The 25,539-nt window shown below is 67.1% G+C and carries 28 protein-coding genes and 1 tRNA gene; 13 read left to right on the forward strand and 16 right to left on the reverse strand.

What is annotated here, in order from left to right; translation table 11 throughout:
- Positions 1 to 101 precede the first annotated feature (101 nt).
- The 5 genes from OGL92_RS19760 to OGL92_RS19780 form a co-directional block, all read right to left on the reverse strand.
- The gene (locus OGL92_RS19760) at positions 102 to 587 is read right to left on the reverse strand and encodes a YbjP/YqhG family protein (protein WP_263146975.1); all 486 of its coding nucleotides are present in this window, start codon (positions 585 to 587) and stop codon (positions 102 to 104) included.
- A gap of 397 nt (positions 588 to 984) precedes the next feature.
- Positions 985 to 1,060, reverse strand: a tRNA-Phe gene (locus tag OGL92_RS19765).
- Between the two features lie 75 nt (positions 1,061 to 1,135).
- Complete coding sequence (locus OGL92_RS19770; protein ID WP_263146977.1) at positions 1,136 to 1,408, reverse strand: oxidative damage protection protein; 273 nt, start codon at positions 1,406 to 1,408, stop codon at positions 1,136 to 1,138.
- 60 nt (positions 1,409 to 1,468) lie between these two features.
- Positions 1,469 to 2,533 carry an A/G-specific adenine glycosylase gene (mutY, locus tag OGL92_RS19775; protein WP_263146980.1) on the reverse strand — a complete coding sequence of 355 codons (1,065 nt, stop codon included), beginning with the start codon at positions 2,531 to 2,533 and terminating at the stop codon, positions 1,469 to 1,471.
- Complete coding sequence (locus OGL92_RS19780; RefSeq protein ID WP_263146982.1) at positions 2,530 to 4,758, reverse strand: AsmA family protein; 2,229 nt, start codon at positions 4,756 to 4,758, stop codon at positions 2,530 to 2,532. Before OGL92_RS19780 ends, mutY begins: the two co-directional genes overlap by 4 nt.
- A gap of 313 nt (positions 4,759 to 5,071) precedes the next feature.
- On the opposite strand from OGL92_RS19780, the gene hisB reads away from it, so the two are divergent.
- From hisB to OGL92_RS19825, 9 genes are all read left to right on the forward strand, one after another.
- Complete coding sequence (gene hisB / locus OGL92_RS19785; RefSeq protein ID WP_263146984.1) at positions 5,072 to 5,665, forward strand: imidazoleglycerol-phosphate dehydratase HisB; 594 nt, start codon at positions 5,072 to 5,074, stop codon at positions 5,663 to 5,665.
- Positions 5,665 to 6,303, forward strand: coding sequence for an imidazole glycerol phosphate synthase subunit HisH (hisH, locus tag OGL92_RS19790; RefSeq protein WP_263146985.1), 639 nt, complete (start codon positions 5,665 to 5,667; stop codon positions 6,301 to 6,303). The genes hisB and hisH overlap by 1 nt, the downstream gene beginning before the upstream one ends.
- 11 nt (positions 6,304 to 6,314) lie before the next feature.
- Positions 6,315 to 6,575, forward strand: a complete 261-nt coding sequence (locus OGL92_RS19795; RefSeq protein ID WP_263146988.1) for a DUF2164 domain-containing protein — start codon at positions 6,315 to 6,317, stop codon at positions 6,573 to 6,575.
- Between the two features lie 61 nt (positions 6,576 to 6,636).
- Entirely contained in the window at positions 6,637 to 7,380 is a 744-nt protein-coding gene (hisA, locus tag OGL92_RS19800) for a 1-(5-phosphoribosyl)-5-[(5-phosphoribosylamino)methylideneamino]imidazole-4-carboxamide isomerase (RefSeq protein WP_263146990.1), read from the forward strand.
- Positions 7,381 to 7,476: 96 nt separating this feature from the next.
- Positions 7,477 to 8,247, forward strand: a complete 771-nt coding sequence (hisF, locus tag OGL92_RS19805; protein ID WP_263146992.1) for an imidazole glycerol phosphate synthase subunit HisF — start codon at positions 7,477 to 7,479, stop codon at positions 8,245 to 8,247.
- 192 nt (positions 8,248 to 8,439) lie between these two features.
- Positions 8,440 to 9,198 carry an ABC transporter substrate-binding protein gene (locus OGL92_RS19810; protein ID WP_263146995.1) on the forward strand — a complete coding sequence of 253 codons (759 nt, stop codon included), beginning with the start codon at positions 8,440 to 8,442 and terminating at the stop codon, positions 9,196 to 9,198.
- 199 nt (positions 9,199 to 9,397) lie between these two features.
- Positions 9,398 to 10,132: a transporter substrate-binding domain-containing protein gene (locus OGL92_RS19815; protein ID WP_263146997.1), complete on the forward strand. Its 735-nt coding sequence runs from the start codon at positions 9,398 to 9,400 to the stop codon at positions 10,130 to 10,132.
- Between the two features lie 86 nt (positions 10,133 to 10,218).
- The gene (locus tag OGL92_RS19820) at positions 10,219 to 10,977 is read left to right on the forward strand and encodes an ABC transporter substrate-binding protein (protein WP_263146998.1); all 759 of its coding nucleotides are present in this window, start codon (positions 10,219 to 10,221) and stop codon (positions 10,975 to 10,977) included.
- A gap of 93 nt (positions 10,978 to 11,070) precedes the next feature.
- Complete coding sequence (locus OGL92_RS19825) at positions 11,071 to 11,823, forward strand: ABC transporter substrate-binding protein (RefSeq protein WP_263147000.1); 753 nt, start codon at positions 11,071 to 11,073, stop codon at positions 11,821 to 11,823.
- A 63-nt stretch (positions 11,824 to 11,886) separates the two neighbouring features.
- On the opposite strand, the gene OGL92_RS19830 is transcribed toward OGL92_RS19825, so the two are convergent.
- The 4 genes from OGL92_RS19830 to gpmI form a co-directional block, all read right to left on the reverse strand.
- A complete protein-coding gene (locus OGL92_RS19830; protein ID WP_263147003.1) occupies positions 11,887 to 13,209 on the reverse strand; it encodes a S41 family peptidase in 1,323 nt (440 codons plus the stop codon).
- Positions 13,210 to 13,241: 32 nt separating this feature from the next.
- Positions 13,242 to 14,525, reverse strand: coding sequence for a murein hydrolase activator EnvC (locus OGL92_RS19835; RefSeq protein WP_263147005.1), 1,284 nt, complete (start codon positions 14,523 to 14,525; stop codon positions 13,242 to 13,244).
- Positions 14,526 to 14,642: 117 nt separating this feature from the next.
- Positions 14,643 to 15,536 (reverse strand): NAD-dependent epimerase/dehydratase family protein, encoded by an 894-nt coding sequence (locus tag OGL92_RS19840; RefSeq protein ID WP_263147007.1) that lies wholly within the window; start codon positions 15,534 to 15,536, stop codon positions 14,643 to 14,645.
- Between the two features lie 162 nt (positions 15,537 to 15,698).
- The gene (gpmI, locus tag OGL92_RS19845) at positions 15,699 to 17,231 is read right to left on the reverse strand and encodes a 2,3-bisphosphoglycerate-independent phosphoglycerate mutase (protein WP_263147012.1); all 1,533 of its coding nucleotides are present in this window, start codon (positions 17,229 to 17,231) and stop codon (positions 15,699 to 15,701) included.
- A gap of 258 nt (positions 17,232 to 17,489) precedes the next feature.
- Here gpmI and OGL92_RS19850 point away from each other — a divergent pair, with 258 nt between their 5' ends.
- The 3 genes from OGL92_RS19850 to secB are packed head-to-tail and all read left to right on the forward strand — an operon-like array spanning position 17,490 to position 18,665.
- Positions 17,490 to 17,903: a rhodanese-like domain-containing protein gene (locus OGL92_RS19850; RefSeq protein ID WP_263147015.1), complete on the forward strand. Its 414-nt coding sequence runs from the start codon at positions 17,490 to 17,492 to the stop codon at positions 17,901 to 17,903.
- A gap of 1 nt (position 17,904) precedes the next feature.
- On the forward strand, positions 17,905 to 18,171 hold the full coding sequence (gene grxC, locus OGL92_RS19855; protein WP_263147018.1) for a glutaredoxin 3: 267 nt from the start codon (positions 17,905 to 17,907) through the stop codon (positions 18,169 to 18,171).
- Between the two features lie 17 nt (positions 18,172 to 18,188).
- On the forward strand, positions 18,189 to 18,665 hold the full coding sequence (secB, locus tag OGL92_RS19860) for a protein-export chaperone SecB (RefSeq protein ID WP_263147020.1): 477 nt from the start codon (positions 18,189 to 18,191) through the stop codon (positions 18,663 to 18,665).
- A 52-nt stretch (positions 18,666 to 18,717) separates the two neighbouring features.
- On the opposite strand, the gene OGL92_RS19865 is transcribed toward secB, so the two are convergent.
- The 3 genes from OGL92_RS19865 to trmL all read right to left on the reverse strand — a co-directional run bounded on the left by OGL92_RS19865 (position 18,718) and on the right by trmL (position 20,677).
- Positions 18,718 to 19,047 (reverse strand): protealysin inhibitor emfourin, encoded by a 330-nt coding sequence (locus tag OGL92_RS19865; RefSeq protein ID WP_263147022.1) that lies wholly within the window; start codon positions 19,045 to 19,047, stop codon positions 18,718 to 18,720.
- Positions 19,044 to 20,087 carry a M4 family metallopeptidase gene (locus OGL92_RS19870; protein ID WP_263147091.1) on the reverse strand — a complete coding sequence of 348 codons (1,044 nt, stop codon included), beginning with the start codon at positions 20,085 to 20,087 and terminating at the stop codon, positions 19,044 to 19,046. Before OGL92_RS19870 ends, OGL92_RS19865 begins: the two co-directional genes overlap by 4 nt.
- Before the next feature lie 128 nt (positions 20,088 to 20,215).
- The gene (gene trmL, locus OGL92_RS19875) at positions 20,216 to 20,677 is read right to left on the reverse strand and encodes a tRNA (uridine(34)/cytosine(34)/5-carboxymethylaminomethyluridine(34)-2'-O)-methyltransferase TrmL (RefSeq protein WP_263147024.1); all 462 of its coding nucleotides are present in this window, start codon (positions 20,675 to 20,677) and stop codon (positions 20,216 to 20,218) included.
- Here trmL and OGL92_RS19880 point away from each other — a divergent pair.
- The gene (locus OGL92_RS19880) at positions 20,676 to 21,116 is read left to right on the forward strand and encodes a hypothetical protein (protein ID WP_263147025.1); all 441 of its coding nucleotides are present in this window, start codon (positions 20,676 to 20,678) and stop codon (positions 21,114 to 21,116) included. The genes trmL and OGL92_RS19880 overlap by 2 nt on opposite strands.
- 286 nt (positions 21,117 to 21,402) lie before the next feature.
- Here OGL92_RS19880 and ntrC read toward each other — a convergent pair whose 3' ends face one another.
- The 4 genes from ntrC to OGL92_RS19900 all read right to left on the reverse strand — a co-directional run bounded on the left by ntrC (position 21,403) and on the right by OGL92_RS19900 (position 25,415).
- Complete coding sequence (gene ntrC, locus OGL92_RS19885) at positions 21,403 to 22,839, reverse strand: nitrogen regulation protein NR(I) (RefSeq protein ID WP_263147027.1); 1,437 nt, start codon at positions 22,837 to 22,839, stop codon at positions 21,403 to 21,405.
- Positions 22,836 to 23,921, reverse strand: coding sequence for a nitrogen regulation protein NR(II) (gene glnL, locus OGL92_RS19890; protein WP_263147031.1), 1,086 nt, complete (start codon positions 23,919 to 23,921; stop codon positions 22,836 to 22,838). Before glnL ends, ntrC begins: the two co-directional genes overlap by 4 nt.
- A gap of 354 nt (positions 23,922 to 24,275) precedes the next feature.
- Positions 24,276 to 24,881, reverse strand: a complete 606-nt coding sequence (locus tag OGL92_RS19895) for a DUF4124 domain-containing protein (protein WP_263147033.1) — start codon at positions 24,879 to 24,881, stop codon at positions 24,276 to 24,278.
- A gap of 3 nt (positions 24,882 to 24,884) precedes the next feature.
- Positions 24,885 to 25,415, reverse strand: coding sequence for a DUF4124 domain-containing protein (locus OGL92_RS19900; RefSeq protein ID WP_263147035.1), 531 nt, complete (start codon positions 25,413 to 25,415; stop codon positions 24,885 to 24,887).
- Positions 25,416 to 25,539: the final 124 nt, after the last annotated feature.

The raw sequence follows: 25,539 nt of genomic DNA on the forward strand, positions 1-25,539 counted from the left end.
CCGCCGCCGGAAATCAGGGGCGCACCGACCCATGATTGATGGCGCGGAACCGATGCCGACGATCTGGGGGACGGCCTCGCTCCGTCGAGGGATCGGATAGATCAGTCAGGATTGGCTACGCAGGGCTCGTCGGCCTCTTCCGGTTGTCCGGCGCAGACCCGCCGGACCCGGTGGATTTTCCAGGTCCCTCGCTCTTTCAGCAGATCGACGGCGAGGCGGTGGGTGCTTTCCGCGGTGGCGCCCAGGGTGACGAATAGCGCCGCCCGGCCCCCTTCCTGCCTCGCCGCGGTGGTCGATATCGCGTCCAGCCAGTCGTCGTAGTAATCCTGGGCCTTGATGAAGTAGTCCGAACCGGAATTGTCCGTGAGCTGTTCTTTCTTGACCGAACGCCATAAAGGCTTCGTGACATAACGAAGCATGGTTCGCTCGGCCTCGGTCGGCTCTTCATTCAAGGTAAGCGTCTTGATGTACCAGCGATAGAATTCGACCGCAGTGGATTCAGGCGTCGTCGAGCTGGCCGACGCCGCATGCTGGACCAGCGCGAAGCACAAGGCGATGCCTCTTATGGCCGCTGTCATCTTCATCATTGAAAGCCCGATGGTCGCGATCTCCCTTCTTCAACCCCTTGGCGCCCCGATATGGAAATCGATCTCGAGTGACGGCACGGCGGTTGGTAAAGCTCTGTGCGGGTCGAAGGCGGAAGCGCCATCGCCCCCTTGAGGGACGCCTTGGCAGCCGAGCGCCCTCGTAAGGCTCTTCTTCTCACTGGGGAGCACAAGCCATCGATGGCTGTTCCCTCTGAGCCGTGCGCGCAAGGACCGTCAGGGTAGCGCCTTGGCGAGCTGGACGCTGCTGCGAAGCGGTGCCCGAGCGCAATCCTGCGAGGCGAATGACCCCAGGGCGAGCTGCGCAGCAAAAAAGCAGGCATAAAAAAACCGGCCGCTAGGGGCCGGTTCTTCGTGTCCGCGGGGCGGACGTTGTTCATGGTGCCCAGGGACGGAATCGAACCGCCGACACGGGGATTTTCAATCCCCTGCTCTACCGACTGAGCTACCTGGGCAACGGGGCGCATTAAACGGATTTCGCGAGGGGGTGTCAAGCCGGGCGCGAAAAAATTTTCAGCCTTTACCGACGCTTACGGGCTGGGAGGAACGTAGCCGTCGGCCTGGGCGTAGTCCTCGCCGGAGAGGAACTTGTCCATTTCCGCCTGGAGGAACTTGCGGTCCTCGGCGTTCATCATGTTCAGCCGGCGCTCGTTGATCAGCATGGTCTGGTGCTTCTGCCATTCGTCCCAGGCTTTTCTGGACACGTTGGCGTAGATGTCTTCGCCCTTGGCGCCGGGGTAGGGCGGGCGGTCGAGCCCGGGCAGCTCTTCGTTGTACTTGCGGCAATGGACGGTGCGGGTCATGGACGGTCTCCTGCGATGACTCGGGCGCGGCCTGGTCCCTGGGCGGGGTCGAGCCCGACGTCAGGCCGGCTGCTGGTGCAATTCGGCTTCCGCGCGCTTGAGCAGCTTCTTCACCGGGGCGGCGAGGCCGAGGCGCGGCGGGGTGGCGAGGTTATACCAGAGCCAGTCGCCCTCGACCACGGCGGGGACCTCGCCTTCCACCCGCACCAGCCAAGGCTCGATGGCCAGTTGGAAGTGGCTGAAGGTGTGGGTGAGGCCGGGCAGTGCGCGGCGTTCGCCGAGCTGGAGCGCGTGGCGGCTGGCGAGGGGCGCGAGGGCGTCCAGGTCGTCCAGCTCCGGCAGGCTCCAGAGGCCGCCCCAGAGCCCGCTGGAGGGGCGCCGGTAGAGCAGGATCGCGCCCTCGCGGTTGGCCAGCAGTGGCATCAGGGTGCGTTTCTGCGGCAGTTCCTTGCGCGGCTTGGGCCAGGGGTAGCGGGTTTCCAGGCCGAGCAGGTGCGCGCGGCAGCCCGTCTGGACCGGGCAGAGCAGGCACAGCGGCCGGCTGCGCGTACAGAGGGTCGCGCCCAGGTCCATCATCGCCTGGGTGTAGTGGGCGACGCGTCGCTCGGGGGTCAGGCGCTCGGCGATGGCCCAGAGCTGGCGGGCCACCTTGGGTTCGCCGGGATAGCCGTCCTGGGCCACGTAGCGGGCCAGGACGCGCTTGACGTTGCCGTCGAGGATGGGCGCGCGCAGGCCCATGCTCAGGCTGGCGATCGCCCCGGCGGTGGAGCGGCCGATGCCGGGGAGTTCGGCGAGGGCTTCCACGTCGCGCGGGAACTCGCCGTCGAACGCCTCCACCACGCGCTTCGCCGCCTTATGCAGGTTGCGTGCGCGGCTGTAGTAGCCGAGGCCGGTCCAGAGGTGCAGGACTTCGTCTTCCGGGGCGGCGGCCAGGGCCTCGACGGTGGGCAGCGCCTCCATGAACCGGTCGAAATAATCGAGGACGGTGGCGACCTGGGTCTGTTGCAGCATGACTTCCGATACCCAGACCCGGTAGGGCGTGACGCCCTGCTGCCACGGCAGGTCCTTGCGCCCGTGGCGGTCGTACCAGTCGAGGACGGCCTCGGAGAATTGCTCGGGGCTCATCGCTTGAACAGCCCCTTGAGCGCGTCCTTGAGTTCCGGGCTCACCTTGTCTCCGAGCTTTTCCTCGATCTTTTCGTTGAGCTTGTCGCCGGCCAGCTTGGCGGCCACCTTGCCCAGGCCTTCCTTGTCCACACGGCAGGCCTTGGCGCCCAGTTCCAGCGGGCCGCGGCAGCGCAGCGGCCATTCCAGCCCGACGTAGCGTTTGTTGACCTGGCAGGCCGGGTCCGGCATCTCGCGCTGGTCGCCCTCGATGACGATGCCGACGCGATAGTCCATGCCGAGCACGCGCAGGTCGAGGTCGCCCTCGCCGTTCACCGTCAGCCCCGGGATGCGCACCTTGAGGTCCGGGTTGCTGGCCACGCCGTTGCGGATGTTCAAGGTGCCCTTGAGTTCCTCGAAGGGCGTGTCGCGGCCGCGCGGCTCGCCGCTGAGGGTCTTGCGGTTGAGGGTAGCGATGCCCTGGCAGAGTTGCTGCTCGAGGTTGGCGTCGAGCAGCACGCCTTTTTGCAGGGCGACATTCGCCGTGCCGTCGAGGCTGTCGATCCAGGCTTTCTGGCTGTTGCCCTGGGCGCGGAAATTGCCGTCCAGGGCGAGCAGGCCCTTGACCGGCGGCTTCTCCTGGTGCGCCTGGAGGATCTTTTCCAGGGGTACGCCGCTCAGTTGCGGGTGCAGGCTGAGCAGCGGCACGGCGGGGCGCGCGTCCAGGGTGGCGTCGAGGTCGAACTTGCCGTTGAAGAGTTCGCCGCGCAACTGCTTGAGGGTGGTCAGCCCGGCCTTGCTCTCCAGCTCCAGGGTGACGCTTTCCATCGGCAGGCGGTCCAGGGTGAACTGGTCGAAGCTCAGGCTGGCTTCCAGGTCCAGCTTGCGCAGGCGCTCCAGCGGCAGCAGCGGCGCCTCGCTCCAGGCCTGCTGGGTAGGCGCGTCGGGCAATGGGGTGGTGCCGGCCACGCCGGCGTCGGCGACGCTGCCCTGGACTTCGGCCTGGCGCGCGGCCCCGGCGCCCTTGGCGTCCTTGTCCTTGGGCGGCAAGTAGCGGTCGAGGTCGAGGCGGTCGCCCTTGAGCTGTACCCGCAAGGCCTGGCGGGCGAAGTCGGGCGCGGCGACGCGCCCGCTGAAGCGGCTGTCGTCGAGCTTCAGGTTCAGCTCTTCCAGGGCCAGGCTGTCGGCACTGCCGCTGAGCCGGCTGGACAGTTCGAAGCTGCCCAGGGTCTTGGCGTCGGCCATGGCCGGCAGCTCCACGCCCACGCCGGCGAGGAACTCCCGCAGGTCGAACGGGGCGATGGACAGGCCGCCTTCGAGCTTGGGCGCCTTGTCCAGGTCGCGCAGCTTGAGTTCGCCGAGCAGGCGCAACTGGTTGGCGGACAGCTTCAGGCCGTTCCATTCGGCGACCTGGGCGGCCTGGTCGAGCAGCAACTGGCCCTGGGCGGAGAAGGTCAGGGTCTTGCCGCCGAGGGGTTCGCCGGAAGCTTCGCCGCCGAACTTGGCGTCCTCCAGTTGATAGCGCCGCAGCGCGCGGTCGAAGCGCAGCTTGCCGCTCAGTTCGGTCTTGGCCCGCAGCACCGGCTGGTTGGTGCCGAAGAAGCCGGAGAGTTTCAGCGGGATGCTTGCGCCTTCGCGGATCGCGCCGGTGCTCAGTTGCACGCTTTCGACGTTGTACTGCCGGCCGCTCTTGGCGTCGTGGTAGTCGATGCGGGCGTCGTTGACCGACAGGCTGTCGATGTCCAGCTTCAGCGGCTGGGCCGGGTGCTCCGGCGGCGTCGGCGGATTGTCCGCCGGCGTGGACGCCGTGCCCGGGGCGTCGCCCGGTGTGGCGGAGGCCTGGGCCGGACGGCCGATTCCTTCCCAGTTGCCGTGGCCGTTCTCGTCCCGTTGCAGGGTCAGGTTGAGGCCCTCGACGCGGATGTCGCTCATCTGCACCTGCTTGCGCAGCAGCGGCATCACCCGCACCGACAGGCCGAGCATGCGCAGGTCGGCGAAGGGTTTGTCCGGGCTGGCGGCGCTGGCCAGGGTGGCGTCGTGCAGTTCGAGACCGAGCCAGGGGAACAGGCTCCAGCCGATCTCGCCCTTGAGGGTCAGGTCCAGGTTGGCCTTGTCGCGGGCCAACTGACGGATCTCGTCCTTGTAGTCGTTGGGGTCGAACAGGTGAGTCAGGGCGAAGCCAAGAGCCACGATGATCAGCAACAGTCCGAGGAGGAACAGACCCAGGATCTTGCCGAGCGCTTTCATGGAGGCATCCTTTCGAAGTGTCACGGGAGAGGGCGGCGAGTATAACCCGCAGGGTCCGCGGTGCGCGGCAGAGGCTTGGAGGGGGCGGCGGCGCAGCGGTTCCCTGGCCGGGTCGCGACGGCGCGCCCTTCGTGCGTACATGGGCGGGGCCGGTGCGCAGGCCGCTCGGGCGACGCCGCCGGGTACACGGCGGCCTCTGCGCCGAACGGCCGCGGCGGCGCCCGTCGCCGGGATGGACCGACTCGCTTCAAGCCCGCGTCGTTCTCGGCCTATAATGCCGACCCTTTCGTCCCATGATTTCGCGGAGTTGGTGATGGCCGAACGTACGGCATCCGTCGAGCGCAATACCCTGGAAACCCAGATCAGGGCCTCGATCAATCTGGATGGGACGGGCAAGGCCCGCTTCGACATCGGCGTGCCCTTCCTCGAGCACATGCTCGACCAGATCGCCCGCCACGGGCTGATCGACCTGGATATCCACTGCAAGGGCGACCTGCACATCGACGATCACCACACCGTCGAGGACGTCGGCATCACCCTGGGCCAGGCCTTCGCCCAGGCCGTCGGCGACAAGAAGGGCATCCGCCGCTACGGGCATGCCTACGTGCCGCTGGACGAGGCACTGTCGCGGGTGGTGATCGACTTTTCCGGGCGCCCCGGCCTGCAGATGCACGTGCCCTACACCCGCGCCAGCGTCGGCGGCTTCGACGTGGACCTGTTCATGGAGTTCTTCCAGGGCTTCGTCAACCACGCCCAGGTGACGTTGCATATCGACAACCTGCGCGGGCACAACACCCACCACCAGATCGAGACCGTGTTCAAGGCCTTCGGTCGCGCCTTGCGCATGGCCGTGGAGCTGGACGAGCGCATGGCCGGGCAGATGCCTTCCACCAAAGGGTGCCTGTGATGCAGACGGTGGCGGTGATCGACTACGGCATGGGCAACCTGCATTCGGTGGCCAAGGCCCTGGAGCACGTCGGCGCCGGCCGGGTCTTGGTGACCAGCGATGCCGGCGTGATCCGCGAGGCCGACCGGGTGGTGTTCCCCGGCGTCGGCGCGATCCGCGACTGCATGGCGGAGATTCGTCGCCTGGGCTTCGACGCACTGGTTCGCGAGGTCAGCCAGGATCGCCCGTTCCTCGGCATCTGCGTCGGCATGCAGGCGCTGATGGAGCGCAGCGAGGAGAACGACGGCGTCGACTGCATCGGCCTGTTTCCCGGCCAGGTGCGCTTCTTCGGCAAGACCCTGGTGGAGGACGGCGAGGCGCTGAAGGTGCCGCACATGGGCTGGAACGAGGTGACGCAGAGCGTCGACCATCCGCTCTGGCACAACATCCCCGACCGCGCGCGCTTCTATTTCGTGCACAGCTACTACATCGCGGCGGGCGCCCCGCGACAGGTGGTCGGCCGCGGCCACTACGGCCTGGATTTCGCCGCCGCGCTCGCCGAGGGATCGCGCTTCGCCGTGCAGTTCCACCCGGAGAAGAGCCACACCCACGGGCTGCAGCTGTTGCAGAACTTCGCCGCCTGGGATGGCCGCTGGTAGGCGATGCATCCATGAGCCGAGGCAAAGCCAAGACCCCCATCCTGACCCTCGATGCCGCTCAGGAGAAGGCCGCCATCCAGGCCTTGCAGCGTTTCCTCGAGGAACGCTTCGAGCTGTCGCTGGGGTCCTTCGAGGTCCAGGAAGTGCTCGAGCTGTTCACCCGCGAAGTGGCGCCCTACTACTACAACAAGGCGATCTTCGACGTGCAGACGCACCTCAAGGACCGTTTCGAGAGTATCGAAAGCGACCTCTGGGCGCTGGAGAAGAATTGACCACCCTGGCGGGGCGGAGCGCGTCAGCCGCGGCTCCGGCCCCCTCGAAGAAGGAAAGATCATGCTCATCATCCCCGCCATCGATCTGAAGGACGGCGCCTGCGTGCGCCTGCGCCAGGGCCGCATGGACGATTCCACGGTGTTTTCCGACGACCCGGTGAGCATGGCCGCGAAATGGGTCGACGCCGGCTGCCGGCGCCTGCACCTGGTCGACCTCAACGGCGCCTTCGAGGGCCAGCCGGTGAACGGCGAGGTGGTCACCGCCATCACCCGCCGCTACCCGACGCTGCCGATCCAGATCGGCGGCGGCATCCGCAGCCTGGACACCATCGAACACTACGTCCGTGCCGGGGTGAGCTACGTGATCATCGGCACCCAGGCGGTGAAGCGCCCCGAGTTCGTCGCCGAGGCCTGCCGCGCCTTCCCGGGCAAGGTCATCGTCGGCCTGGACGCCAAGGACGGCTTCGTTGCCACCGACGGCTGGGCCGAGGTCAGCCAGGTCCAGGTGATCGACCTGGCCAAGCGCTTCGAGGCCGACGGCGTTGCCGCCATCGTCTACACCGACATCGCCAAGGACGGCATGATGCAGGGCTGCAACCTGCCCGCCACCGTGGCCCTGGCGCGCGCCACGCGGATCCCGGTGATCGCCTCCGGCGGCATCCACAACCTCGGCGACATCCAGGCCCTGCTCGACACCGATACCCCCGGGATCATCGGCGCCATCACCGGACGGGCGATCTACGAAGGCACCCTGGACGTGGCCGAGGCCCAGGCCCTCTGCGACCTGAAAGACAAAGCGGAATAGCCCGGACAAAGCCGGGCAGGGTGGAAAACCGCGCCGCGGTTTCCACGGCCCTGGTGGGCACGCGAAGCGCTGCCCACCCTACGTGAGAGCATCGACATGGCACTGGCCAAACGCATCATCCCCTGCCTGGACGTGGACAACGGCCGCGTGGTCAAGGGCGTCAAGTTCGAAAACATCCGCGACGCCGGCGACCCGGTGGAGATCGCCCGGCGCTACGACGAACAGGGCGCCGACGAGATCACCTTCCTCGACATCACCGCCAGCGTCGACGGCCGCGACACCACCCTGCACACCGTCGAGCGCATGGCCAGTCAGGTGTTCATCCCGCTGACCGTGGGCGGCGGCGTGCGCACCGTGCAGGACATCCGCAACCTGCTCAACGCCGGGGCCGACAAGGTGTCGATCAACACCGCGGCGGTGTTCAACCCCGAATTCGTCGGCGAGGCCGCCGCGCGGTTCGGCTCCCAGTGCATCGTCGTCGCCATCGACGCGAAGAAGGTGTCCGCGCCGGGCGTAACGCCGCGTTGGGAAATTTTCACCCATGGCGGACGCAAACCCACCGGCCTCGACGCGGTGGCGTGGGCGGAAAAGATGGAAGCCCTGGGCGCCGGCGAGATCCTGCTCACCAGCATGGACCAGGACGGCATGAAGAACGGCTTCGACCTGGGTGTGACCCGGGCCATCAGCGAGGCCCTGAGCATTCCGGTGATCGCCTCGGGCGGGGTCGGCAATCTCGAGCATCTGGCGGCCGGTATCCTCGAAGGCAAGGCCGCCGCGGTGCTCGCCGCGAGCATCTTCCACTTCGGCGAATACAGCATTCCGGAAGCCAAGGCCTACCTGGCCAGCCGCGGGATCGTCGTGCGCTGAATCCCGTCGACGCGGGTCTCGCCCGCGTCCAGGCGATGGCATATGAATTGCTGTGCACTGCGCGAGCCGGCGATCCTTGGAGGATATCGGCTCGCGGCGGGTCGCTGGTCCGCCGCCCAGGGAGGGACACCGCGGGCTGCGCGCCCGCAGGCGCATGGATGCCTCATCGGCTACCCGCTGCGGGCGAAACCTATGCTGAAGACACGCTGCGTATACCTGGGCTTGCTGTTCCTGTTGCTTTCCGCCGTCGGCGCGCGCGCCGAGACCACCGATGCCCAACCGGTGACGCTGCTCACGGAGAACTTCCCGCCCTTCAACATGGCCAACGACGGCAAGAACTTCGCCCGCGATCCGGACATCTCCGGCATCGCCAGCGAGTTGATCCGGGAAATGTTCAAGCGTGCCGGCATCCGCTACAACCTCAGCCTGCGCTTTCCCTGGGACCGCATCTATAAGCTGACCCTGGAAAAACCCTATTACGGCCTGTTCTCCACCACTCGCACGCCGGAGCGAGAGGCGCTGTTCAAGTGGGTCGGGCCGCTGGTGCAGAACCAGTGGGTGCTGCTGGCGCCGGCGAACAGCCCCATCGTCGTCAAGGACCTCAAGGAAGCCGCCGCCTTCCGCGTCGGCGCCTACAAGAACGACGCCGTGAGCGAATACCTGCTGACCCAGGGCGTCACCGCGAACAACGCCCTGCGCGACCAGGAGAACATCACCAAGCTGGAGCGCGGGCAGATCGACCTGTGGGCCACCAGCGACCCCGCGGGTCTCTACCTGGCCAAACAGGCGGGGGTGACCAATCTGAAGACCGTGCTGCGCTTCAAGAGCGTGGAAATGTACCTGGCGCTCAACAAGGGGACGCCCGACGAACTGGTGCAGCGGCTGCAGCGGGCGCTGGACCAGATGACCCAGGAGGGACGCACGGAGGCCATCAAGGGCGCCTACCGCTGAGCGTGACCGGCGCGAGGACAATGGTTGCGAACGGGGACGCCATGGCGGAAACAGGTCGCGAATCTGCCCGAAGCTGGGCCAAACTCGACAGTCAGACCCGGGAAGCTCCGTTAAACTAGCGGGGTCCGCGCGCCGTTCCGTCCGCCTCCGCACGTCGGCCACGCACCCTCATACAAGATCTTTTCGAAATGGAGTTTCTATGCCCGTAGTCCGGCTCTTCGCCGCTGTCCTGCTGTCGCTCGGCGCTACCCTGGCGCGTGCCGAATCTCTGGTGCTGCTCACCGAGAACCTGGCCCCGTTCAACATGAGCAGCAATGGCAGCAATTTCGCCAAGGACGACGCCGTGAAGGGTATCAGCGCCGACGTGATGCGCGCCGTATGCCAGCGCGCCGGCGTGGAATGCCAGATGATCCTGCGTTTTCCCTGGGACCGGGTGTACCAGCAGGCGCTGAAGGATCCCGGCTACGGCCTGTTCTCCACCGCCCGTACCGCCGAGCGCGAGCCGCTGTTCAAATGGGTCGGGCCGATCGTCAGCAACGATTGGGTGCTGCTGGCCCGCTCCGACAGCACGGTCACCGTGGGCAGCCTGCAGGAGGCCGCCAAGTACCGCATCGGCGGCTACAAGGGCGACGCCATCAGCCAGCATCTCATCGACCGCGGCCTGGCCGTGGAAACCTCGCTGCGCGACAACGAGAACGTGAAGAAACTGGAAAAAGGCCAGATCGACCTGTGGGTCACCGCCGACCCCAGCGGCCCCTATCTGGCGCGCCAGGAAGGCCTGGCCAACACCAAGGTGGTGCACCGTTTCCACACCGCCGACCTGTACCTCGCCCTGAACAAGGACGTACCGGACGCATTGGTGCAGAAGTTGCAGACCGCTCTCGACGCCCTGCGCGCCGAAGGTGCATTGGACAAGATCAAGTCCAGCTATTGATGGCGCCCGCCGGCCGGGGCTGTGCGGCCCCGGCGGCGCTGGTTATGCTCAACGTCCCGTCTTCGCAGTGAATGGATGAAACCGCTATGTGCAAACGCCTGTTGTTAGCCCTTTGCGGCACCTTTTTGGTGCTTTCTTCCGTCGTCCGCGCCGAGGTGGACCCCAACTACAGCGTGGTTCTGCTGACGGAGAATTTCCCGCCCTACAACATGGCGATCAACGGCAAGAACTTCGCCGCCGAAGACAACATCGACGGTATCGCCACGGATATCGTCAAGGAGATGTTCAAGCGCGCCGGCATCAAGTACACCCTGAGCCTGCGGTTCCCCTGGGATCGCATCTACAAGCTGGCGCTGGAAAAGCCTGGCTACGGCATCTTCGTCACCGCGCGGCTGCCTGAGCGCGAGAAGCTGTTCAAGTGGGTCGGCCCCATCGGTCCGGACGATTGGGTGCTGCTGGCCAAGGGCGACAGCCCGATCCAGTCGCTGAAGAGCCTGGCCGACGCCAAGCAATACAAGGTCGGCGCCTACAAGGGCGACGCCATCGCCGCCACGCTGGCGGAGCAGGGGCTCGAACCCCTCACCACGTTGCGTGACCAGGAAAACGCCAAGAAGCTGGAGAAAGGCCAGATCGACCTGTGGGCCACCGGCGACCCGGCCGGCCGCTACCTGGCCAAGCAGGAAGGGGTCTCCGGCCTGAAGACGGTTCTACGTTTCAACCAGGCCGAGCTGTTCCTGGCGTTGAACAAGGACATTCCGGACGAAGTCGTGCAGAAGCTGCAGGCCGCCCTGGACAAGATGCGCACCGAAGGCTTCGTCGACGACATCCTCAACAGCTACCTGTAACGCCCAGCGGCCGCAACGGCCTACCATCCTCAGACGTCGCGCGGCCCGCCCCGGGCCGCTCAATAATCACAATTCACGCTGACGGTATTTACGATGTTCAAGACGCTCAAACGTAGTCTGTTGTGCCTGGCCGTCTGCGCGGGCACGGCCCACGCCGAACTGCCCGCCGGTTACAAGATGGTGCTGCTCACGGAGAACTTCCCGCCCTTCAACATGGCGGTAGACGACAAGAACTTCGCCCGCGACGACGGCATCGACGGCATCAGCGCCGACATCGTCAGGGAAATGTTCAAGCGTGCCGGTATCGAGTACAGCCTGTCCCTGCGGTTTCCCTGGGATCGCCTGTACAAGCTGACCCAGGACAAGCCCAACTACGGGCTGTTCTCCACCACCCGTACGCCGGAGCGGGAGAATTCGTTCAAGTGGGTCGGGCCCTTGGGGCGGACGTCCTGGGTACTGGCGGCGGCGCCGAACAGCGGCATCACCGTCAAGGACCTCAAGGACGCGGCCAAGTACAAGGTCGGCGCCTACAAGAACAACGCGGTCACCCAGTCCCTGGAAAGCCAGGGCATTCCCCTGGTGATCGCCCTGCGCGACCAGGAAAACGTGAAGAAGCTGGAGCGCGGGCAGATCGACCTGTGGGCGACCGACGATCCCGCCGGCCGCTACATGGCGCGCCAGGAAGGGTTCACCGGCATGCGCATCGTGCTCAAGCTGAACGAGGCGGGCCTCTACCTGGCGCTGAACAAGGAGACCCCGGACGAGGTGGTCGAGCGCCTGCAGAAGGCCCTGGACCAGATGCGTGCGGAAGGTTTCGTCGACGAAGTCACCAACGGCTACCTATAAGCGTCCCGCCGCATCAGGCGGTCAGAAAAAAGCCCGGATCGTCCGGGCTTTTTTCGTTGCGGCTCACTCGCCGCGGGTGACGTTCAGGCCCTTCAGCAGGCTCAGCGCCTGGCTGAGCTGGAAGTCGTCGTCCTGCGGGCGCGCTTGCTGCCGCGCCGCCTTGCCGGTGGGCTTGTCGGCCCCGCCGTTGCCATTGCCCAGGTGGCCGGCGAGGTCGGCTTCCTTGAAGATCTCGCCTTCCTGCTCGCGGGTGACCTTGGCCCGGCTCACGCTGATATCCGGCACGATGCCCTGGGCCTGGATGGAGCGGCCGTTGGGGGTGAAGTACAGCGCGGTGGTGAGCTTGAGCGCCCGGTCGTTGTTCAGCGGCAGCACGGTCTGCACCGAACCCTTGCCGAAGCTGTCGGTGCCCATCAGCACGCCACGCTTGTGGTCTTGCAGGGCGCCGGCGACGATCTCCGCCGCCGAGGCGCTGCCGCCGTTGATCAGCACCACCAGCGGCACGCCCTCGCTGGCGTCCGCCGGGTCGGCGCTGAAGCGCAGTTCGGAATTGGCGATGCGTCCCTTGGTGTAGACGATCAAGCCCTTGGTGAGGAAGTGGTCGGCGACTTCCACCGCCGATTGCAGCACGCCGCCGGGGTTGTTGCGCAGGTCGAGGATCAGGCCGCTGAGGTGGCCGCCGTTCTCCTTCTTCAGCGCTGCCAGCGCCTTGCCGACTTCCTCGCCGGTGTTGATCTGGAACTGAGTGATGCGCAGGTAGCCGTAGCCCTTCTCCAGCAGCTGGCTCTTCACGCTCTTGACCTTGATCACCGCGCGGGCCAGTTCCACCTCGAATGGCTTGCCGCCTTCGCGCACCAGGGTCAGCTCGATCTTCGAGCCGGCCTTGCCGCGCATCTTGTCGACGGCTTCGGTCATCGACAGGCCCTTGGTCGGCTGGCCGTCGATCTTGATGATCAGGTCGCCGGGCTGGATACCGGCCTTGGAGGCCGGGGTGTCGTCGATCGGCGATACCACCTTGATGAAGCCGTCCTCCATGCCGACCTCGATGCCTAGGCCGCCGAATTCGCCGCTGGTGCTTTCCTGCAATTCCTCGAAGGCTTCCGGCTCCAGGTATGCGGAGTGCGGGTCGAGGTTGCTGAGCATGCCCTTGATGGCGTTTTCCAGCAGGGTCTTGTCGTCCACCGGCTCGACGTAGGCCGCCTTCACCCGATCCAGCACCTCGGCGAAGGTCCGCAACTCGTCGAGCGGCAACGGCGCCTTGTTCGGCGTCGGCGCGGTCTCCGGCAGCGGTGCCATCGAGGCGGGCGGCTCTTGCGCCCAGGCGCCGCCGGCGGCGCCCAGCGTCAGGGCCAGGGCAAGCGTGGCGGGGCGGAAGAAATGCGGCATGTCGAACGACTCCTAATAGGTAGAGGTGGCGCCTATCCCTGCGCGCGACACCATTGCACGGGGTCGCTGGGGCGACCTTGCTGGCGGATGGCGAAATACAATGCGGGTGTGTCCTGCCCGCCGCTGGTTCCGACGGTGGCGATCGGGTCGCCGGCCTTGACCAGGTCGCCGGCATCCTTGAGCAGGCTCTGGTTGTGGCCGTAGAGGCTCAGGTAGCCATTGCCATGGTCGAGGATGACCAGAAGCCCGGCGCCGCGCAACCAGTCCGCGAACACCACGCGGCCGCCGTGCACCGCGTGCACCTGGCTGCCGGCGGCGGCGCTGATCAGCACGCCGTCCCACTTGGTGCGTTCGTCGTCGCCGCGGGCGCTGCCGAAGCGCGCCAGCAGGCGACCGTTCACCGGCCAGGGCAACTTGCCGCGCGCGCTGGCGAAGGGGCCGCCGTAATTGCCGCCGGCGCTGGAAACCAGCGGCCCCGGCGCCTTGGTGGCGGGCGGACGGGGAGTGTCCGGGCGTTGCCGGCTCAGCTCGCGCTGGCGCGCCTGCTCGGCCTCTGCCTCGGCGACCGCGCGCTTGCGGGCTTCCTCGGCCTCGCGGGCCTGGCGGGCGAGCGTCTCCTCGATGGTCTTGAGCACCTTGCCCAGCTCCACCTGTTCCTGCTCGCGGGCCTTGAGTTTCTGGTCGCGCGCCGAGGCGTCCTTTTCCAGCTTGGCCAGCACCTGCTGGCGCTCCTTGCGCAGCCCGGCGAGTTGTTCGACGCGGCCGTCCAGTTCGCCTTTGCGGGCGATCAGCTGGTTCTGCTGGGCATCGATGTCACCTTCGACGTTGGCCAGTTGGCGCAGGGTCTCGTTGAAGGTCTTCAACTGCTCCAGGCGCGCCTGGCCGAGGTACTCGTAATAGGTGAGGGTGCGCGCGAATTTTTCCGGCTGCTGCTGGTTGAGGACCAGCCGCAACGGCTCCTGGCGACCGCTCTGGTAGGCGGCGCGGGCCTGGATGGCGATCAGGCGTTGTTGCTCAGTGCGCGCGCCCTGGAGTTTTTTTTTCTCTTCGTCGAGGCGCTTGAGCTCGGTCTCGCCGTCGTTGAGTTCCTTCTGCAACGCCTTGACCTGCTTCTCCAGCTCGCCCATCTCGGTTTCGGTCTTTTTCAGGTCCTTCTGCACGCCGGACTTTTCCTGCTGGACTTGCTCCAGCAGCTTCTTCAATTCGGCCACGTCCTTGCGTGCCTGCTCCAGTTGTTGCTGGGTTTGCTCGCGTTGATCGGCGAAGGCCGGATGCAACAGGCAAGCGAGAAACACGAGGGTGATGGCGCGAAACATGAGGTGGACGGCACCTGGGCGGGAGAGCGGCTTAGTATGCCCGTGGCGCCGCGCAAAAAAAATGGCCGCCGACGGCTTGGCGCCCAGGGGGCGCACTTGGCCGACCGGCAGCCGCTTTCAGCCCGGTTCGGTGGCGATCCAATCGAGCACCGAGGCGTGTTTCGGCGCCCAGCCCAGCAGTCGACGGGCCCGTTCGCCGCGTACCCGGCTGTTCGAGCCGAGGCCGTAGTTGGCCATCTCGTAGCCCCATTCGGCCACCGCCTGCTCCAATGGCCAGTCCTGCGCCTCGCCGAGACCGAGCGCGCGGGCGATCGCCGCGCTCATGTCGCGGAAGGCCGCCTCGCCGTTCTCGATGAAATAGAAGGTGCCGGGCGGGGTATGGCGCAGGGCCAGGCGGTAGGCGTCGAGCACGTCCTCGATATGCACGGTGGACCAGACGTTGAGCCCACGGCCGACGTGGCGCACCACCCCGCTGCGGCGCGCCTGGCGCACCAGGCGCGGCAACTGCACGCTGTCCCGCGGCAGGCCCAGCCCGTGACCGTAGATCAGCGTGTTGCACAGTACCGCGCTGCGCACCCCGCGCTTTGCGGCCTGCAGCACCAGGCGGTCGATGGCGACCCGCGCGGCCTTGTCGGGCGTCGGCTCGGGGAGCGCGTCCTCATGGTAGACCGCCGTCGAACCCTCGCCGCCGGACGCGTCGCCGACGATGCTCGAGCCGCTGGTGTGCAGGAAGGTCTTGCCGGACCCGGCGAGGCCGTCCAGCAGCGCCTCGACGGCGCCGCGGTGATCGCTGTCGGCGGCGTTGATCACCGCATCGGCGGCCTGCGCCTGGGCGATCAGCAGGTCGCGCTGGTCGAGTTCGCCGAGCACCGCTTCGATACCCAGGGCGGCGAGTTCGCCGACCTGCTCGGGCCGGCGGACCAGGCCGACCACCCGATGGCCGTCGCGGGCCAGGCCGCACGCGAGGGAGCCGCCGATGAAGCCGCCGGCGCCGGTGATGAAAATCTGCATGGATGAGACTCCGTAGGAAAGGAACGGAGTCGAGTATGGCGCCGGGCCTCGCGCCTAAATACGCCCGGTCGGGCAAATGATTCTTGCGCGGGCGTCAGGAGTCCCGCGTCGGCCGCGCCACGAAAAAGCCCCCTGGCGGGGGCTCAGTGTCGCGCGCGGGGATCAGTCCAGCCGGATGATGCTGGTGCCGGTCATTTCCTCCGGCACCGGCAGGCCCATCAGGGTCAGCATGGTCGGCGCCACGTCGGCCAGCACGCCGCCTTCGCGCAGGCTGACCTTGCGCCTGCCGACATAGATGAAGGGCACCGGCTCGCAGGTATGGGCGGTGTGCGCCTGGCCGGTGGACTCGTCTTCCATCTGCTCGACGTTGCCGTGGTCGGCGGTGATCAGGGCTTCGCCGCCGACCTTGTCGAGGGCCTCGACGATGCGCCCGAGGCAGGCGTCCAGGCATTCCACCGCCTTCACCGCGGCGTCGAACACGCCGGTGTGGCCGACCATGTCGCCGTTGGCGTAGTTGACCACGATGACGTCGAAGCGCTGCTGCTCGATGGCCTCGACGATCCTGTCGGTGACCTCCGGCGCGCTCATTTCCGGTTGCAGGTCGTAGGTGGCGACCTTCGGCGAAGGAATCAGGATGCGTTCCTCGCCCTCGAAGGGTTCTTCGCGGCCACCGGAAAAGAAGAAGGTGACGTGGGCGTATTTCTCGGTCTCGGCGATGCGCAGTTGGGTCTTGCCGTTGTTCGCCAGGTATTCGCCGAGCACGTTGTGCAAGCTCGCCGGGGCGAAGGCGCTGGGGGCGTCGAGGCTGGCGGCGTACTGGGTGAGCATGACGAAGCCGGCCGGGCGTGGCTGGCGCGCCTCGAAGGCGTCGAAACCCTTCTCGACGAAGGCCCGCGACAGCTCGCGGGCGCGGTCGGCGCGGAAGTTCATGAACACCACCGCGTCGCCGTCGGCCACCGCGGCCGGCGCGCCGATGCGCGTGGCCTTGACGAATTCGTCGCTCTCGCCGCGCGCATAGGCGGCCTCCAGGCCGGCGACGGCGCTGTCCGCGCTGTACTCGGCCTTGGCGTCGACGATCAACTGGTAGGCGGCCTGCACGCGATCCCAGCGGTTGTCCCGATCCATCGCGAAGTAGCGGCCCACCAGCGAGGCGATGCGGCCCTTGCCGAGGCGGGTGAAGGTGGCGTCGAGCAGCTCCAGGGACGCCTGGGCGCTTTTCGGCGGGGTGTCGCGGCCATCGAGGAAGGCGTGCAGGTAGATATGTTCGGCGCCGCGGCGGGCGGCCAGCTCGGCCATGGCGACGATATGGTCCTGGTGGCTGTGCACGCCGCCGTCGGACAGCAGGCCAAGGATGTGCACGGCCTTGCCGGCGGCGACCGCCTTGTCCACGGCGCCGACGATCGCCGGGTTCTCGAAGAAATCGCCGTCGCGGATCGACTTGGTCACCCGGGTGAAGTCCTGGTACACCACGCGACCGGCGCCGAGGTTCATGTGGCCGACCTCGGAATTGCCCATCTGGCCGTCCGGCAGGCCGACGTCCATGCCCGAGCCGGAAATCAGCCCGTTCGGCTGGGTGGCGCAGAGGCGGTCGTAGACCGGCATGCGCGCGGCGAGGATGGCATTGGAGTCGGGGCTGTCGCTGTGACCGAAGCCATCCAAGATGATCAGAACCAGGGGTTTGGGCGTGGCTGTCATGAGAGGCTGTCCTGAGTACGGCGCGACGCGGTAGAGGCGGGCGCGGGGGCGGTTCGCGCCACCCGCCCGGAGGTCGTCGCGGCCGCGATCCGCGGCACGCGTGAAACGGCCCCGGGCGGACGGCTCCTTGAAAGCGGGGGGTGAAAAAGGGAGCGGCATTTTACGGCGAAGTTCCACCGGCGTCACCGCCGGGCGGGTTTGGGCCGCTTCGTGGGGCTGTGTATACTGGCCGGCATTTTAACGCCCGGAAATCCCTCGATGCTCGCTCACCTGATCGAATTCGCCACCCATCACTACATCCTCGTCGGGATCTTCGCCGTATTGCTGGCCCTGCTGGCCTTCACCGAGCTGCGCCGGGGCGGACGTACCGTCAGCAACCGCGAGCTGACCGCGCTGGTCAACAGCGAGCAGGGCGTGGTGCTGGACGTGCGCAGCAACAAGGATTTCGCCAGCGGCCACATCGTCGGCGCGCTGAACATTCCCTTCGACAAGCTCGCCAGTCGCCAGAGCGAGCTGGAGAAGTACAAGGCCAAGACCCTGATCGTGGTCGACGCCATCGGCCAGCACGCCGGCACCGCCAGCCGCGACCTGAAGAAGGCCGGCTTCGACGCGGTGAAACTGTCCGGCGGCATCGGCAGCTGGCGCGGCGACAACCTGCCCGTGGTGAAGTGACATGCCCGAGGTGATCGTCTACTCCAGCGCCTGGTGCCCCTACTGCGTGCGCGCCAAGCAGTTGCTCGCGCAGAAGAAGGTGGCCTTCGAGGAAATCAGCGTCGACGGCCAGCCCCAGGTCCGTGCCGAAATGACCCGCAAGGCGGGCCGCACTTCGGTGCCGCAAATCTGGATCGGCGACACCCACGTGGGCGGCTGCGACGATCTGTTCGCCTTGGAGCGCGCCGGCCAGCTCGACGCGCTGCTTAACCAACCCCTTAATCGCTAATGGAAGAGAATCCCGTCATGACCGAACAAGCCAACAACGTCGCCGCCGCCGAGAACGATCAGAACCCGCAATTCTCCCTGCAGCGCCTGTATGTGCGCGACCTGTCGTTCGAAGCGCCGAAGAGCCCCGAAATCTTCCGCCAGGAGTGGACGCCGAGCGTCGCCCTGGACCTGAACACCCGTCAGCGCTCCCTGGAAAGCGATTTCTATGAAGTGGTGCTGACCCTGTCGGTCACCGTGAAGAACGAGGAAGAGACCGCCTTCATCGCCGAAGTGCAGCAGGCCGGCATCTTCCTGATCAAGAACCTCGATCCGTCCTCCATGAGCCATACCCTTGGCGCGTTCTGCCCGAACATTCTCTTCCCCTATGCCCGGGAAGCCCTGGACAACCTGGTGGTGCGCGGCTCGTTCCCGGCGCTGATGCTGTCCCCGGTGAACTTCGACGCCCTCTACGCGCAGCAACTCGAGCGCATGCAGGCCGCCGGCGAGGCCTGATCCGCCGCCATGAAAAAAAGGCGCCCGAGGGCGCCTTTTTTCTGTCCGTCGCTCAGTCCTGGCGTTCGCGCCAGAGCTTGACCAGGCTCTCCGGCGCCTGCGTCTCGGGGACGCGCAGGTCGAGGGTGTCGTCCGCGTCCTGGTCGTTCAGTTGCACCTCGATGCGGAAGTAGCGCTGATCGCCCCGGCCCGCCTGCCCTTCGTGGGCCTTGGCCTGCTGGGCGCTGACTTCCAAGATGCGGCAGATGGCCTGGCGCTCGGTTTCGCTGCACTCGGCGAAGACGATGGCCTTGGGTTGCGCCCGGGCGGGCAGGAAGGCCACGCCGCCCTCGCGCCAGAGACGCACCACGGTCGAGGGGCCGAGGGGAGGCAGCCGGCTCATTCGCCCAGCCCCACGCTCTTCCAGGCGGCCAGCACCGCGCGCCGCTCCGCGCTCTCCTTCCCGTAGAGGCCGCCGGCGACTTCGCCGCTGAGATGGGCGAAGGCGGCGAAATCCGCATCGTTGGCCAGGCGCCCGTCGCAGAGGGTGTCGTACCAGATCCTCCCGGCCTTCTCCCAGGCGAAGCCACCCAGCGCGCTGGCCAGCAGGTAGAAGGCGCGATTGGGGATGCCCGAGTTGATGTGCACGCCGCCGTTGTCCTGGCGGGTGACGACCAGGTCGCGCATGTGCCCCGGCTGCGGGTCCTTGCCCAGCAGCGGGTCGTCGTAGGCGCTGCCCGGCGCCTTCATCGAGCGCAGACCCACCGCCTTCACCGCGTCGGTGAACAGCCCCGCGCCGATGATCCAGTCGGCCTGCTCGACCTTCTGCCGCAGGTGGTACTGCTTGACCAGGGTGCCGAAGACGTCCGACAGGGATTCGTTGAGGGCGCCCGCCTGGTTCTGATAGACCAGCCCGGCCTCGTGCTCGATCACCCCGTGGCTGAGCTCGTGGCCGATGACGTCTAGGGCGATGGTGAAGCGATTGAAGATCTTACCGTCGCCATCGCCGAAGACCATCTGCGCGCCGTCCCAGAAAGCGTTCTCGTAGTGCTCGCCGTAATGCACGCTGCCCAGCAGCGGCAGGCCGGCGTTGTCGATCGAGTGGCGCCCGAACACCTCCCAGAAGAAGGCATAGGTGGCGCCCAGGTAGTCGTAGGCGTCGTCAACCGCGACGTCGCCGCTTTGCGGCTGGCCCTCGGTGCGTACCAGAGCGCCGGGGAGCTCGGTGCGCCCGCCGGCGTCGTAGATGTGCCGCTGCGCAGTGCCGGCCAGGGCGGCGGCGATGCGCGGCCGCTCGGCGCCATCGCGGCCGAGCAGGTCGCGGCGGTGATCGAGGGACAGGGTACCGCTGGCGCAGGCGCGCAGGTGGTCATCGCCATGGCGCGCGAGGTGATCGAGCAGATAGGGTGGCAGGACACCGCCGGTGACCCGGTTTTCGGAAATGGACATGGCATCGCCTTCGAAAAAGGTGGAAGCGTCGGCGCAGCGCTACGCCGGATCGGCTCATGTTCATTCGACTGCACGGTGCCGAGGATTTCCCGTCGCCCGACCAGCGGCGCCGACGGGCGTCTTCAGTCCAGGCGGAAGTTCTGCTGACGCCAGGCCTCGTAGACGGCCACGGCGACGCTGTTGGACAGATTGAGGCTGCGGCACTGGGGGCGCATCGGCAGGCGCAGGCGCTGCTCGGGCGGCAGGGCGTCGCGGATTTCCGCCGGCAAGCCGCGGCTTTCCGGACCGAACAGGAAGGCGTCGCCGGGGCGATAGGCGACTTCGTGATAGCCGTGGGAGCCCTTGGTGGTGAAGGCGAACAGGCGCGGCCGGCCGAGCCGCTCCAGGCACGCCTCGAGGCTGGCGTGGCGTTGCAGCTCGGCGTACTCGTGGTAGTCGAGGCCGGCGCGGCGCAGGCGCTTGTCGTCCAGCTCGAAGCCCAGGGGTTCGATCAGGTGCAGCCCGCAGCCTGCGTTGGCGCACAGCCTGATAATGTTGCCGGTATTGGGTGGAATTTCCGGTTGGAAAAGGATGACGTGGAACATGAGTGGCTCCGAGCCCGAAGACGGAGGGCATTCTACCGTCGAAGAAGACCCGAGGCCGCGTTTATGGCCGCGGGTGCTGTTTTCCCTGGCACTGTTCGGCCTGCTCGTCGGCATGATGATCGGCCGCCTGAACGCCCCGGAGCCGGTACGTTTGGAGCGGGTGGAAAGCCACGGCGCCGGACTGGCCTTGTGGTTCACCCGCGAGCCGGAACTGCGCGCCGAGCACTTCGATGGTGCGTTCGCCATGCTGTTCAAGGCCGCCGGCGAACCGCGGATGGGCCGCCTGGCGCTGGGCAAGGGCCCGGCCCGATGGCGGATCCAGAAGACCGAAGAGGGTTTGTTGCTGCGTGTGATCGCCGCCCGTCCGCTGCGAGCCGAATGGCATGCGACAGCGGAGGACGGCGGGTGGCGGCTGACGATCAGCGCGCGGGAGGAATAAAAGAGGGGAATCCCCGGCCTGCCTGTACCAAGGCCCCCGAAACTGGAGTCGATTTAACCTATGCAGGGCGCGTGCCAGCTTTTGCATTTCGACTCGTGGCGTTCGCAGGGGCGCGTGCTTTCCTGCCGAGCGCAGCCGGCTTCCGGCAGTGGAAGGCTAGGCGGGTTTCATGACCGGAAGACTGCGGCGGACGGGGCGGCGACGGGCGGGCGGTGTTCTACGAGGGCTTTCCGGGCGGCCGCCGCGGCGCCATCCGCATGGGCGGAACGGCCGCAGGGCGCGGGTTTCAGGCGTCTTCGCCGTCGTCCTCTTCGCCGCCAGCGACCTTCATGCCGAGTTCCTTGATCTTGCGGGTGAGGGTGTTGCGCCCCCAGCCGAGCAGCACCGCGGCGTCGCGTCGGCGCCCGGCGGTGTGCTTGAGCGCGGTCTCGATCATGATCCGCTCGAAGGCCGGCACGGCGCTGTCCAGCAGGTTCGACTGGCCACGGGACAGCGCCTGATCGGCCCATTGGCGCAGCGCCTGCTCCCAATTGGTGATCGGTGCCGCATCTTGGGGCTGCGCCAGCAGTTCCGGCGGCAGGTCGTCGATGTGCACCTCGCGCCCCGAGGCCATCACGGTGATCCAGCGGCAGGTGTTTTCCAGCTGGCGAACGTTGCCCGGCCAGGCCAGGTGCTGGAGGTAGTCCTCGGTTTCCGGCTTGAGCAGCTTGGGTTCCACCGCCAGCTCCAGCGCCGCGCGGGCGAGGAAGTGGCGGGCGAGGGCGGGAATGTCCTCGCGGCGGTCGGACAGCCGCGGGATATGGATGCGGATCACGTTGAGGCGGTGGAACAGGTCCTCGCGGAATTTGCCGGCCTGCACCAGGTTTTCCAGGTTCTGATGGGTCGCGGCGATGATCCGCACGTCGACCTTCACCGGGGTATGCCCGCCGACCCGGTAGAACTCGCCGTCGGCCAGTACCCGCAGCAGGCGGGTCTGGGTATCCGCCGGCATGTCGCCGATCTCGTCGAGGAACAGGGTGCCGCCATCGGCCTGTTCGAAGCGCCCGCGCCGTTGGTTGACGGCACCGGTGAAGGCGCCCTTCTCGTGGCCGAACAGTTCGGACTCCATCAGGTCCTTGGGGATCGCCGCCATGTTCAGCGCGATGAAGGGTGCCAGTGCACGCGGGCTGTGGCGGTGCAGCGCGTGGGCGACCAGTTCCTTGCCGGTGCCGGACTCGCCGTTGATCAGCACGGTGATGTTGGAGTGGCTGAGGCGGCCGATGGCGCGGAACACCTCCTGCATCGCCGGCGCCTCGCCGATGATCTCCGGGGTCGGCGCCAGCGCCGCCGGCACCTCCAGGCCCTGCTGCTCCTGGGCATGCTGCAGGGCGCGCTTGACCAGGGAGACCGCCTCGTCGACGTCGAACGGCTTGGGCAGGTATTCGAAGGCGCCGCCCTGGTAGGACGCCACCGCGCTGTCCAGGTCGGAGTGCGCGGTCATGATGATCACCGGCAGGCGGGGGTACTGCTCGCGCAGGCGCGCCAGCAGGTCGAGGCCGCTGGAACCGGGCATGCGGATGTCGGAAATGATCGCGTCGGGCTGCTGGCGCGCCAGGCGGCCGAGCACGCTGTCGGCGCTTTCGAAGCTCTGGGTGCTCAAGCCCTCCTGTTGCAGGGCCTTTTCCAGCACCCAGCGGATGGAGCGGTCGTCGTCGACGATCCAGACGGTTTCGCTACGGCTCATGAGGGGGTCGCTCCTTGTTCCAGCGGCAGGAAGATCGAGAACAGGGTATGGCCGGGATGGCTCTCGCATTCGATCAGGCCCTGGTGCTGGCTGATGATGTTCTGGGTGATCGCGAGGCCGAGGCCGGTGCCGTCCGGCCGCCCGCTGACCATGGGATAGAAGATGGTTTCCTGGAGGTCGGCCGGAATGCCCGGGCCGTTGTCAATGATTTCCATCTTGGCCACCAGGCGGTGCCGGGTGTGGCCGATGGTGAACTGGCGCAGGGTGCGCGAGCGCAGGGTGATCCGCCCCAGGCGCAGGTCGCCCTGGCCGGCCAGCGCCTGCATGGCGTTACGTACGATGTTCAGCACCGCCTGGATCATCTGCTCGCGGTCGATCAGCACGTCGGGGATGCTCGGGTCGTAGTCGCGCACCAGGGTGATCCCACCCTGGCTTTCCGCTTCCACCAGGCTGCTGACCCGCTCCAGCACTTCGTGGATGTTGGTCGGCGCCAGGGACGGCAGCTTGTTCGAGCCGAGCATGCGGTCCACCAGGTTACGCAGGCGGTCGGCTTCCTCGATGATCACGTCGGTGTAGTCGCGCAGGCTTTCTTCCGGCAGTTCCCGGGCGAGCAACTGCGCCGCGCCGCGGATGCCGCCGAGGGGATTCTTGATCTCGTGGGCCAGGCCGCGCACCAGCAGCTTGGTGGTTTCCTGCTTGGACAGCTGCGCCTCTTCCTTGGTGATCCGCAGCAGGCGGTCGCGGGGGTGTACCTCCAGCAGCAACAGGGTCCGGCCGCGATTGAGGATCGGCGTCACCGCGTAGTCGACGGTGATGGCCTGTCCCGCCAGGGAGGTCAGTTGCGCCTCGCGCTTGGTGAAGGGGTGCGCCTGCTCGACCGCCTGGCGCAGGGCGTGCAGGGCTTCCTGGGATTCGGTGAAGAGTTCGCTGATGAATTGCCCGTGGCTGCGCTGGCCGCTGACCGCCAGGAGCATTTCCGCCGCCGGGTTCATGTATTCCAGGCGCAACTCGGCGTTGAGCAGCAGGGTGGCGGTGGTCAGGTTGTCCAGCAGCAGGCGGTGCAGGGAATCGTCGATCGTCATGGCGAAGTCCGTTGGCCTTTATCTGGAGGCCGCTGGCCGGCGCGCGACCCGGCGGGTCTGCGGCGGTCGAGGCGACGCGAGGTCATGTCGTCGATCCGGGACCTGCCCAAACCGTGCTCCTGTCCGTGGCGGTCGCTGAGCGACCCTGGAGGGGCCGCAGCCCCGTTGCTTCCGGCAATGGGAAGGAAAATGCAAAAACCAAACCAAGGCCCCGAAAAGACGCGCTGTCATTGGTCGGCGTGCGTCCGTCGGCTGCGTTTCGGCGCAATCCGTCGAGTACGGGCGAACCAAAATGGGGAGAGTATAGAAAGCGGTGCGCGCCACTGCGCCAAATCGGTGCAGCGGCCGGACGATTCAGATGAAGGGCACGTAGGGGATGTCGCGCGGCTCTTCCGGCTTGTCCTTCAGCGGGCATTCGGGGCGCACCCCGTAGTCGGCTTTTTCGCAGGGGTGGACCCGCCGCTTCTGCGTCAGGGACATGCGCTTTACGTGCACCGGCTGGCTCGGCGTGCGTTCGAGGATGCGACCCTCGGCGTCGAGGATCTCCACCGCCAGCGTATGGGTGCCGCGGTCCAGGTTGCTCAGCGGGAACACCGGGCTGCGGCCGCTGCCGGCGGGCTTGCCGTCCAGTTGCAGGCGATAGCTGTGGCCGGGTAGCAGCCCCGGCTCGCTGGTGGCGGTGACGATCAGATCGCCGGCGCCGTCGGTGAGCGTCGCATCGGGCTCGGGGACGATGATCCGCAACAGGCTATAGGCGGGCGGCAGGATCGGCGCGGGTACCGGCGGCGCGTAGGGCGCGGTGGCCGGCATGGCGTTGGACGGCGCCATCTGCAAGCGCTTGGCGTTGCCGGTGCTGGGCCGGTCGGTGAAGACGCGGTTGCCGTCCTTGTCGACGTAGGTGTAGACCTCGGCGCTCGCGGGCAGGCAGAGGCAGAGCAGGCAGAACAGGAGCGTGCGCATCGGTCAGGGGTTCCCACGGGCGGGGCTGTTGACGCTGATCCGCTGGACGGTGATGGATACCGGCGCGCTCTGCTGGATGGACTTGTCCTGGGCGATCACCTCGACCGCCAGCGTGTGGGCGCCCCGCTCGGCGTTGACCACCTGGAAGTAGGGCACGTTGGTCGGCTGGCCATAGGGCTGGCCGTCCATCAGCAGGCGCAGCGCGTGGCCGGGCTTCAGGCGCGGCTCGATGGCCACGCCCAGGTTGAAATTGCCATTGTTGCTGCGCAGCGCGTTTTCGTCGGGCACATTGGCCAGTTCCAGCACGCTGTAGGCGGCGCCGGCCTCGGCCTTCGCCGCGCCGGGAGCGGCGGCCGGTTTCTGCGCCTCAACGGTGTTGGTCGGCGGCAGCTCGACGGTCTCCGCCGCCTGGCCTTCCGGGGGCTGGTTGGTGAACACGACGTTGCCGCTGGCGTCGGTGTATTTGTAGATCTGGGCGCTGGCAACGACGGGCAGGGTCAATGCCAGCAGCAGACCGGTGATCGCGAGGCGCATGGACGCTCTCCGTGAAAGGGCTGGACGGTCGTGCAAGCCTTGCACCGGCGAGCGACGCTGGCAAGTCCGCTCCACCGCAGCTGTGCGGCGGTCGAAGAAAAGCTGCCGCGCGCGAACCGGGTCC

It is taken from the genome of Pseudomonas sp. RIT-PI-AD, from assembly GCF_025642785.1.
Lineage (GTDB): Bacteria > Pseudomonadota > Gammaproteobacteria > Pseudomonadales > Pseudomonadaceae > Pseudomonas_T.